This window comes from Stenotrophomonas sp. Sm6012 (assembly GCF_030985895.1).
GTDB classification, from domain to species: domain Bacteria; phylum Pseudomonadota; class Gammaproteobacteria; order Xanthomonadales; family Xanthomonadaceae; genus Stenotrophomonas; species Stenotrophomonas forensis.
In genome coordinates this window covers 1-9417 of record NZ_JAPTFX010000164.1, presented here as the reverse complement: position 1 = coordinate 9417, position 9417 = coordinate 1, and the positions used below count along the sequence as shown (strand labels likewise).

Below are 9417 nucleotides of genomic sequence, written 5' to 3'. Positions count from 1 at the left end.
GTGCCGACCGTTGGTCGGCACAGCGGGTAGCCCATCCACGCATGGCGTGGATCTACCGCATCCTCTCTGGTGGATGCCAAGCTTGCTCGGCACGGCGGCATGCATCATCGCGCCTGATCGCGCACAATCGGGCCATGCACCCGACCCGCACCGCCCTGATGCTCTCGGCCTGCCTGCTGCTGGCCGCATGCGCCTCCACGCCGCAGGAAACCCACAACCCGCTCGCCAGCTGGGTGCCGTCACCCAACCAGAACGCGCGCACGCCGGTCATCATCGTCATCCACCACACCGAGCAGAAATCGGTGCAGCAGAGCCTGCGTACGCTGCGCACCGCCAACAGCGGTGGGCCGGTCAGCGCGCACTACCTGATCGGTGCCGATGGCCATCGCTACCAGCTGGTGGCCGATGAGCGCCGTGCCTGGCACGCAGGGGCCGGGCGCTGGGGCACCATCACCGATCTCAATTCAGCCTCGATCGGCATCGAGCTCGACAACGATGGCCGCAGCCCGTTCAGCGCGGCGCAGATCGAATCGCTGATCGTGCTGCTGCGCGATCTCACCACCCGCCTCAACATTCCGCCGCGCCAGGTGATCGGCCATGCCGACCTGGCGCCGACGCGCAAGCAGGACCCCAGCCGGTTCTTCCCGTGGCAACAGCTGGCCGAGGCCGGTTTCGGCGTCTGGCCGCGCGCCGCCGATGGTGCCGCACCGGAAGGCTTCGATGCGTGGAACGCGCTGGCCCGCTTCGGCTATCCGCTGGACAACCGCGACGCCACCGTCGCCGCCTTCCACCGCCGCTTCCGTGGCCGCGACGACCTGCCGAAGACGCTGGATGCCGAAGACGCGCGCATCCTGCATTCGCTGCTGCTGCAGATGCCGTGACCACGCGCATGAACGCTTGACCCCACGCTGGGTTGCCGCCCAGCGGCCGGCCCGCCACCATGGCGGCATGATCGATTCCGCCACCTTCTTCAAGCGCAGGCACTGCATCCTGCTGGCAGCGGCCGTGCTCGCCGGCTGCTCCACCACCGCTCCCCGCACCGGATCCGAAGTGCCGACGCCGGTCACGCCGCCCGCGGCCACCTATGCCAAGGCCGCGTGGAGCGCGCTGCCGCCAGTCTCCGACAGCGATCTGCAGGCCGGCTTCGTTGCCTGGCGCAGCAGCTGCACCCGCCTGAAGAACGATGCGGTCTGGGCCAGGCCCTGCGCCGCCGCAGCAGCCGTTTCAGACAAGGACGCGGCCGCGATCCGCCAGTTCCTGCAGCGCGACCTCGATGTCTACGCGCTGCGCGCCGGAGGCCACCAGGCCGATGGCCTGATCACCGGCTACTACGAACCGATCTACCCCGGCAGCCTCACCCGCACGGCCACCGCGACGGTGCCGGTGTACGGCACGCCGGATGACCTGGTCGTGGTGCAGCTGGACAGCCTCTACCCCGAGTTGAAGGGCAAGCGGCTGCGCGGCCGTGTCGACGGCAAGGTGCTCAAGCCGTATGACGACGCCGGCACGATTGCCAGCAAAGGGGCCAAGGCGCCAGTCCTGGCCTGGCTGACCGATCCGATGGACCTGCAGCTGCTGCAGATCCAGGGGTCGGGCCGGGTGCGCCTGGCTGACGGCACGCAGGTACGGTTGGCCTATGCGGAACAGAATGGCCACCCCTATCGCGCCGTCGGGCGCTGGCTGGTCGACCAGGGCCAACTGAAGAAGGAAGACGTCACCATGGACGCGATCCGTGCCTGGGCCCGGGCCAACCCCGCGCGCGTGCCGGAACTGCTGCGCAGCAACCCCAGCTACGTGTTCTTCGTGCGCAACCCGGACAGCCCGGAAGGCCCGCGTGGCTCGTTGAACGTGCCGCTCACCGCCGGTTACAGCGTGGCCGTGGATCGCACCGTGGTGCCGCTGGGCAGCCTGCTGTGGCTGTCCACCACCCGCCCGGACGGCACGCCCGTGGTGCGCCCGGTGGCTGCGCAGGACACCGGCGGCGCCATTGCCGGCGAAGTGCGCGCGGACCTGTACTGGGGCAGTGGCGATGCCGCCGGCAAGCTGGCCGGTGACATGAAGCAGAAGGGCAACATCTGGATGCTGTGGCCGAAGGGCGTCGCGCTGCCGCAGTAGGTGGCAGGGATCTGCCCCCCGGATGCCTGATAATGGCGCCATTCCGAACTTTCCGGCCGCACCTGCGGCCAGGACCCCTGCAATGACCCACGCAAAACACAACGCAAGATCCGGCGCGAAATCCGCCGCCAGGAAGTACTACAAGCACTGGGCCGAATCGGGCCTGGGCAAGGGCAACGTGCTGATGGAAGCGCGAGGCGAGAAGATCGTGCGCCAGGTGGAAATCTACGGCACCAAGATGGTCTGGGCCGACGAGCATGCCCACAGCGATGACCGCTTCCTGCTGGCCGACCAGCCGGTGTCGTTCCTCGATTTCGACGAGGACGACGAGATCTCCGCGCGCGAATTCGAAAGCGCATGGAAGAAAGCCAGGGAAGCCACCGGCTACCCGGTGTAAGCCGCCGCTCCACCCCGCTTTTGTAGCGTCGAGCCTGCTCGACTCTACATGGCAGACGCGTGAAATGTTATATGATTACATTTCATCCGCGCCCTTCCATCCCCCATGAAAACCTCCACGCTGGTGGCCGCCCTCGCGACCGCCCCGTTCGCCTCTGAAGCCTTCGCACAGTCGGCCGATGCCGCGCTCACCCTCGGCAAGGTGCAGGTGCACCAGCATGGCGAAGGCCAGTTGAGCGCCCACCAGGTCCTGACCTCGGTGGACGTGCTGGGCGCGGACCAGATCGAAGACCGCAATGTCTCGCACAGCTGGGAGCTGCTGGGGCAGATGCCCGGCATCCAGCTCACCGAAACTCGGCAGGGTGCCGAATCGGGCAAGGTCAGCTTCCGCGCCTTCAACGGCGAGGGCTACCTCAACGCCATCAAGACCCTCATCGACGGCATCCCCAGCAACGTCAACAGCGGCAACCAGCGCTTCATCGACATGCTGTTCCCGCTGGAAATCAGCTACATCGAAGTGGTGCGCGGGACCAACGACCCGCGCTACGGCCTGCACAACATCGGCGGCAACGTGAACTTCGGCACGCGCCAGGGCGGCAACTACACCGATGCGCGGCTGGCCTACGGCAGCTACAACACCCGCGACGCGCAGCTGGCGGTGGGCCGCGAAGTGGATGGCTTCGCGCAGAACTACTTCGTCGGCACCCAGGCCAGCGATGGCTACCGCGACCACGACACCTCGAAGAAGTACTCGCTGGGCGGCAAATGGTTCTACGGCTCGCTGGACGACGGCCTGCGCGTGGGCCTGACCGCGCGCGCGTACCACCACGAAGCCGACGAACCCGGTTTCATGACCGCTGACGAAATGCACGCGCATCGCCGTGGCAGCGACCTGCGCAACGGTAACGATGGCGATGACCGCGACATGCGGCAGATCGCCGCGCACGTCGACCTGAAGCTGTCCGACGCGCTCACCTTCGGCACGCGGCTGTACTACAACCGCTACGAAGACGACCGCCGCGTGACCTTCAGCGACCTGCCCAGCGGCAACCTGCCGCGCCAGCGCCGCGTCTGGGATGAACGCCAGACCGGCCTGCTCAGCACGCTCACCTGGCAGGCCAGCCCCGCGCTCACCGTCGAAGGCGGCCTGAACTACGAGCAGCAGGACAACGGCTATATCCGCGAGCGCTACGCCTACGCCGAACCCACCGATTTCAGCCAGGCACCGGCGCGCGTGCAGAACGACGACCGCCACAGCTTCGACAACTGGGGTGCCTATGTGCAGGCCATCTACCAGCCGGCCGAGGCATGGAAGATCGTGCCGGCCTACCGCGTCGACCGCTTCAGTGGCAGCACGCACCTGATGAACGGCGTCAGCGGCCGCCTGCAGGACTACGGCACCATCGGCCAGCCGAAGCTGAGCGTCATCCACAGCCTGGGCGACACCACCCACGTCTACGCCAACTGGGGCCGCACCTTCCAGGTGCTCACCGGCTCCACCGCACCGGCCTACCTCACCCCGGGGCAGGCGCCGGTGCAGCCGTCCACCAACACCGGCATGGAGCTGGGCCTGAAGTTCCAGCCCTTCCATGGCAGCCAGGCGCGCTTGGCGGTGTGGCAGCAGGACGCGGAAAACGAGGTGTCCAACATGCCGGCCACCGGCACCACGGTCACTCTGGGCAAGACCCGCCGCCGCGGCGTGGATGCGCAGCTGAGCCTGCAGTTGGGCGACGACTGGACGGTGTGGGCCTCGCACGCCTATCAGGAGGCGAAGATCACCCGCGACGACCGCGCTGCCGGCATTTCGCTGCAGGGCAGGGAAGTGGCCGCCACCCCGCGCCACATCAGCAACCTCGGTGTGGACTATCGCGCCAGCGACGCGTTGCGCCTGGGCCTGCAGGCACGCGCGCAGGGCGATTACTACCTGGAAGAACGCAACGAGGCCGGCAAGTTCGGCGGCTTCGCCGTGCTCGACCTCAGCGCCGCGTACCAGATCAACCCGCGCTGGAGCGTGGACCTGCAGCTGAAGAACGTCACCGGCCGCGAATACGCCTACGCCTGGTACGACAGCTTCTTCTGGGACAGCGCCCGCCCGATGTTCTCGCCCGCCCCCGGCCGCAGCGTGTTCGTTGGCCTGAACATGAAGCTGTAACCCGGCCACGCATCCGGTAGTGGTCGAGCTTGCTCGACCTGCGGCAGGGGTCAGAGCCCTTTCCTGACGGAAAGGGATCCGACCCCGGGCAGGTTCATGCCACCGCGTTGTAAGGCTCGATCCGCGCCAGCACCTCGGCCAGCTTTTCCTTGGTCATCGCGGCATCGAAGTCGGCCTGCAGGCCTATCCAGAACTTGTCCGAGACGCCGAAGTAACGGGACAGGCGCAGCCCGGTGTCCGCAGTGACTGCGCGATCCCCGGAGACAATCTCGCCGATCCGGCGTTGTGAGACGCCAATTGCCTTGGCCAGCCGGTATTGGGTGATACCCAAAGGCTCCAGGAATTCATGCAACAGGATCTCGCCGGGAGCGGGATAGGGGACGGTTCGCACTCGCACGACTCCTTCAGTGGTAATCGACAATTTCGACCTCGGCAGGACCTTCCCGGGACCAGACAAAGCACAGCCGGAACCGGTCATTGATGCGGATGCTGTACTGGCCGCGCCGGTCCCCATGCAGCGATTCCAGTCTGTTCGCTGGCGGCAGGCGCAGATCCCGCAGATCGGCTGCCACATTGAGCATGGCCAGCTTTCGCAGCGCGGCAGCTTCAATGTGGCGCCATCTCTGCACGCGATGGCCATCAAACAGTGCCTGCGTACGTTTGCAGGCAAATGATTGGATCGGCATGTTGGTAACGTGTGGCGATAGTATCGTAAGGCGTTAGTATCGCCTCGGCAAGCATGCGGCGTAATTCCTGAGCGCGACGGCTGGCGACGCATTTGATGCGATCTGATGCTGGACCCGCGTTTTGCACTACATTGGTGCAATGTCCGACCCCGCACCCCCGCCGTCCCTCGATGCCTTGGGCACGCCGCTGGCCTGGGCCGGGGCCGATGGCCGCATCATCGGCTGCAATCCCGCCTTCGCGCGCTGGCTGGGCGTCAGCGTCCGCCGCCTGATCGGCCAGCCGCTGGCCGCGCTGGAAGTGCAGGGCGAGGCGCTGGCCCATTTCCTGGCGCGCGACGAGCGCGACAGCCTGCGGCTGAACCGCCTGGCGCTGGCCCTGCCGGGCGAGGGTGCGCGTTTCGCCGAGGGCTGGATGAGCCGCCGTGACGATGGCGGCTGGCTGCTCGAAGCGCATCCGGTTGACGAGTTTCCCGGGCTCGACCCGACCCAGGCCCTGCCCAGCGCGCTCAGTGCCGCGCTGAAGGGGCTGGCCCACGAGCTGCGCAACCCGCTGGCCGGTCTGAAGGGTGCGGCCCAGCTGCTGGCCCGCCGCGCTGCCCAGCGCGATGCCAGCGAACGTGAGCTGATCGAGCTGATCGGCTCGGAGATCGAGCGCCTCAACGGCCTGCTCGACCAGCTGCTGTCGCCGGCACCGGCCGCGCCGCATGCACCACTGAACATCCACGCCTCGCTGGAACGCGTGCTGCGCCTGGCCGAAAGCGAGGCAGGCTGGGCGGTGCGCCTGCAGCGCGACTACGACCCCAGCATTCCCGAGTTCGATGGCGATGCCGATCGCCTCACCCAGGCGGTGTGGAACCTAGTGCGCAACGCCATCCAGGCCGGCGCCGGGGTCATCACCCTGCGCACGCGCGTCGAGCACGGCGTGCGCATCGCCGAACAGCTGCACACGCTGGCCCTGCGCCTGGAAATCGCCGATGACGGCCGTGGCGTGCCCGAGGAGCTGGCCGAGCACCTGTTCCTGCCGCTGGTCAGTGGCCGCGCCGAAGGCACCGGCCTGGGCCTGGCGCTGGCCCAGCAGGTCGCGCGCGAACACCGCGGCACGCTCACTTACCGTTCGCGCCCGGGCCATACCGTGTTCACCCTGCTGCTGCCGATCGGCAACGGCGCCGCCCCGGCCGAGGAGGCCCCGCGCGATGTCTGATTCCCCCACCACCGCGCAGCGCATCTGGGTGGTCGACGATGACCGCGCCGTGCGCTTCGTGCTGTGCACCGCGCTGCGCGAGGCGGGCTACCAGGTCGTTGATTTCGACAGTGCCGCTCCTGCGCTGAAGGCCCTCAACGAAGGCCCGGCGCCGGCGCTGCTGTTCACCGATGTGCGCATGCCCGGCGACGATGGCCTGGTGCTGCTGGACAAGCTGAAAGCCGCGCTGCCGCAGTTGCCGGTGGTGGTGATGTCGGCCTACACCGATGTGGCCAGCACGGCCGGCGCGTTCCGCGGCGGCGCCCACGAATTCCTGTCCAAGCCCTTCGATCTGGATGATGCGGTGGCCCTGGCCCAGCGCGTGCTGCCTGCCGTGGCACCGGCACTGGCCGCGCCCACGCCGGTGGCCGACGCGCCCAGCGACCAGCAGCCGCAGCTGGTGGGCGATACGCCGCCGATGCGCGCGCTGTTCCGTGCCATCGGTCGTTTGGCGCAGGCGCCGCTGGCCGTGCTCATCACCGGCGAAACCGGCACCGGCAAGGAACTGGTGGCCAACGCCCTGCACCGCGAATCGCCGCGCGCACAGGGGCCGTTCGTTGCGCTTAACACCGCCGCCATTCCGGCCGAACTGCTGGAAAGCGAACTGTTCGGCCACGAGGCCGGCGCGTTCACCGGTGCGCAGCGCCGCCACATCGGTCGCTTCGAGCAGGCCAACGGCGGCACGCTGTTCCTCGACGAGATCGGTGACATGCCGTTGCCGCTGCAGACCCGCCTGCTGCGCGTGCTGGCCCAGGGCGAGTTCTTCCGTGTCGGTGGCCGCGAGCTGATCCGCGTCGATGTACGCGTGGTCGCCGCCACCCACCAGGACCTGGAAGGCCTGGTCGCACAAGGAAAGTTCCGTGCCGATCTGCTGCACCGCCTGGACGTGGTGCGCCTGCAGCTGCCGCCGCTGCGCGACCGCCGCGAGGACATCGCGCAGCTGGCCACCACCTTCCTGGCCGCTGCCGCGCACAAGCTGGACACGCCGCCGAAGCGGCTGACCGCCGCCGCACTGCAGGCGCTGCGCGAGCACGACTGGCCCGGCAACGTGCGCGAACTGGAAAACGTCTGCTGGCGCATGGCCGCACTCGCCGCCGCCGACACCATCGGCGTTGCCGACGTCGATACCGCGCTGAACCGCACGCGCAGCCGCCGCGGCAACAGCGCGGGCGCCGACCCCGGGCAGTGGGAAGCGCTGCTGTCCGAATGGGCGCGGCGGCAGCTGGCCGAGGGCACCGAAGGCCTGCACGCGCAGGTGCGCGAGCGGGTGGACCACGCCCTGCTGGAGGCAGCGCTGCAGATCACCCATGGCCGCCGCGCCGAAGCCGCCGCGCGGCTCGGCCTGGGCCGCAATACGCTCACCCGCAAGCTGGGCGCGGGCCGCCGCCGCGGGAGCCATTGAACGGCCCGTGCACACGGTCCTCGCGCCCGCTTGCCGAACTGTTGATCCGCCATGGACGATGCCGTCCGTAGTGTTCCCTGCAAGGAGTTCCTGATGCGCCTTTCACCTGCCATCCTGCCGCTGTCCGCCGCCGTGCTGCTTTCTGCCTGTGGCAGCGCGCCGCAGAAGTCACAGCCCACCCCGCCGCCGGTGGTCACCACGCCTGTGGCCCAGCTGGCCGAAGCGAACCTGGCGCCGGCCTCGGCCAGCATCGTCAGTGGCCGCCTGGTGCTGAAAACCGAAAGCGGTGGCGTGCACCTGACCGGCCTGGTCGGTGGCCTGCAGCCGATGCAGCAGGCCGGCTTCCACATCCACGAGCGCGGCGACTGCAGCGCGGTGGATGCCAGCAGCGCCGGCAACCACTTCAACCCCGGTGGCGCCGCGCATGGCCGCGCCGGCACCGGCAAGCACCACCTGGGCGACATGGACAACCTGCGTGCCGATGCCCAGGGCCGCGCCAACGTCGATATCCACCTCAAGGGGGTTACCCTTGGCGGAGGCGCCGCCACCGATATCGCCGGACGTGCACTGGTCGTGCATGCCAACGCCGACGACTATCGCAGCCAGCCCGCCGGCAATGCCGGCGTCCGCATCGCCTGTGGCGTGATCCGGGTTGTCCGCTGATCACTGCAGGCTTCATCCAGGGAGAGATTGCATGCGTCTGATCCACACTTCGCTGTTTGTCGCCGTCGCCGCGCTGGGCCTGGCGGCCTGCGGCCAGCAGCCTGCCGCGCCGCAGGCCGAAACCCCGCCGGCCGCTGCGGCCGAGGGCGCCACCACCGAACCGGCCGCAACCCCCGCACCGGCAGCTGCACCCGCGGCAGATGCGTCGGCCACCGCTGAACTGGCGCCGACCCAGGGCAGCGAGGCCAAGGGCAGCGTCACCTTCAAGCTGGTCGACGGCAAGGTCCACGTGACCGGCCAGGTCACCGGCCTGAAGCCGGGCAGCGAGCACGGCTTCCACATCCACGAGAAGGGCGACTGCAGCGCGCCGGACGGCATGAGCGCCGGCGGCCACTTCAACCCGGGCCACCAGGATCACGGCAACGTCGCCACCGATCCGCACCATGGCGGCGACATGCCCAACATCAAGGCCGACGACAAGGGCGTGGCCACCATCGATGGCCCGGTGTCGAGCAACGTCAACATCGGCAAGGGTGATGACTTCGACATCATCGGCCGCGGCCTGATCGTCCACGCCGACGCGGACGACTACAAGACCCAGCCGACCGGCAATGCCGGTGCGCGCCTGGCGTGTGCGGTGATCCAGAAGGCGCCGTAAAGCGCAGACCTGCTGGAAATGGAAAACGCCGGCGCAAGCCGGCTTTTTTCCTGAGCGGTAGTGCCGGCCGCTGGCCGGCAATCGCAGATCCGAGGGTTGCCGGCC

General features: G+C 68.5%; 10 protein-coding genes. 8 read left to right on the top strand and 2 right to left on the bottom strand.

Features of this window, described 5'->3' with window-relative positions; translation table 11 throughout:
* Positions 1-134: 134 nt before the first annotated feature.
* The 4 genes from O0J73_RS19710 to O0J73_RS19695 all read left to right on the top strand — a co-directional run bounded on the left by O0J73_RS19710 (position 135) and on the right by O0J73_RS19695 (position 4663).
* Positions 135-881: an N-acetylmuramoyl-L-alanine amidase gene (locus tag O0J73_RS19710; RefSeq protein ID WP_308309431.1), complete on the top strand. Its 747-nt coding sequence runs from the start codon at positions 135-137 to the stop codon at positions 879-881.
* Positions 882-948: 67 nt separating this feature from the next.
* Positions 949-2115 carry an MltA domain-containing protein gene (locus tag O0J73_RS19705; protein WP_308309430.1) on the top strand — a complete coding sequence of 389 codons (1167 nt, stop codon included), beginning with the start codon at positions 949-951 and terminating at the stop codon, positions 2113-2115.
* Positions 2116-2197: 82 nt separating this feature from the next.
* Entirely contained in the window at positions 2198-2512 is a 315-nt protein-coding gene (locus tag O0J73_RS19700) for a hypothetical protein (protein ID WP_049455937.1), read from the top strand.
* A gap of 105 nt (positions 2513-2617) precedes the next feature.
* Positions 2618-4663, top strand: coding sequence for a TonB-dependent receptor (locus O0J73_RS19695; protein ID WP_004153539.1), 2046 nt, complete (start codon positions 2618-2620; stop codon positions 4661-4663).
* Positions 4664-4757: 94 nt separating this feature from the next.
* Here O0J73_RS19695 and O0J73_RS19690 read toward each other — a convergent pair whose 3' ends face one another.
* Both O0J73_RS19690 and O0J73_RS19685 read right to left on the bottom strand, forming a co-directional pair.
* Positions 4758-5054: a HigA family addiction module antitoxin gene (locus tag O0J73_RS19690; protein WP_197563699.1), complete on the bottom strand. Its 297-nt coding sequence runs from the start codon at positions 5052-5054 to the stop codon at positions 4758-4760.
* A gap of 13 nt (positions 5055-5067) precedes the next feature.
* The gene (locus tag O0J73_RS19685) at positions 5068-5349 is read right to left on the bottom strand and encodes a type II toxin-antitoxin system RelE/ParE family toxin (protein ID WP_014035516.1); all 282 of its coding nucleotides are present in this window, start codon (positions 5347-5349) and stop codon (positions 5068-5070) included.
* Between the two features lie 139 nt (positions 5350-5488).
* Here O0J73_RS19685 and O0J73_RS19680 point away from each other — a divergent pair, with 139 nt between their 5' ends.
* From O0J73_RS19680 to O0J73_RS19665, 4 genes are all read left to right on the top strand, one after another.
* The gene (locus O0J73_RS19680; protein WP_004153540.1) at positions 5489-6550 is read left to right on the top strand and encodes an ATP-binding protein; all 1062 of its coding nucleotides are present in this window, start codon (positions 5489-5491) and stop codon (positions 6548-6550) included.
* A complete protein-coding gene (ntrC, locus tag O0J73_RS19675) occupies positions 6543-7991 on the top strand; it encodes a nitrogen regulation protein NR(I) (protein ID WP_308309429.1) in 1449 nt (482 codons plus the stop codon). Before O0J73_RS19680 ends, ntrC begins: the two co-directional genes overlap by 8 nt.
* A gap of 93 nt (positions 7992-8084) precedes the next feature.
* Positions 8085-8654 (top strand): superoxide dismutase family protein, encoded by a 570-nt coding sequence (locus tag O0J73_RS19670; protein ID WP_308309427.1) that lies wholly within the window; start codon positions 8085-8087, stop codon positions 8652-8654.
* A gap of 31 nt (positions 8655-8685) precedes the next feature.
* Complete coding sequence (locus O0J73_RS19665) at positions 8686-9312, top strand: superoxide dismutase family protein (RefSeq protein ID WP_004153542.1); 627 nt, start codon at positions 8686-8688, stop codon at positions 9310-9312.
* Positions 9313-9417 lie beyond the last annotated feature (105 nt).

Excerpts from the sequence above, each read along its gene's own strand:
- O0J73_RS19665 (WP_004153542.1), top strand. The coding sequence starts at position 8,686 with ATGCGTCTGATCCACACTTCGCTGTTTGTCGCCGTCGCCGCGCTGGGC.
- O0J73_RS19710 (WP_308309431.1), top strand. The coding sequence starts at position 135 with ATGCACCCGACCCGCACCGCCCTGATGCTCTCGGCCTGCCTGCTGCTG.
- O0J73_RS19685 (WP_014035516.1), bottom strand. The coding sequence starts at position 5,349 with ATGCCGATCCAATCATTTGCCTGCAAACGTACGCAGGCACTGTTTGAT.
- O0J73_RS19670 (WP_308309427.1), top strand. The coding sequence starts at position 8,085 with ATGCGCCTTTCACCTGCCATCCTGCCGCTGTCCGCCGCCGTGCTGCTT.
- O0J73_RS19695 (WP_004153539.1), top strand. The coding sequence starts at position 2,618 with ATGAAAACCTCCACGCTGGTGGCCGCCCTCGCGACCGCCCCGTTCGCC.
- O0J73_RS19680 (WP_004153540.1), top strand. The coding sequence starts at position 5,489 with ATGTCCGACCCCGCACCCCCGCCGTCCCTCGATGCCTTGGGCACGCCG.
- O0J73_RS19705 (WP_308309430.1), top strand. The coding sequence starts at position 949 with ATGATCGATTCCGCCACCTTCTTCAAGCGCAGGCACTGCATCCTGCTG.
- O0J73_RS19700 (WP_049455937.1), top strand. The coding sequence starts at position 2,198 with ATGACCCACGCAAAACACAACGCAAGATCCGGCGCGAAATCCGCCGCC.
- ntrC (WP_308309429.1), top strand. The coding sequence starts at position 6,543 with ATGTCTGATTCCCCCACCACCGCGCAGCGCATCTGGGTGGTCGACGAT.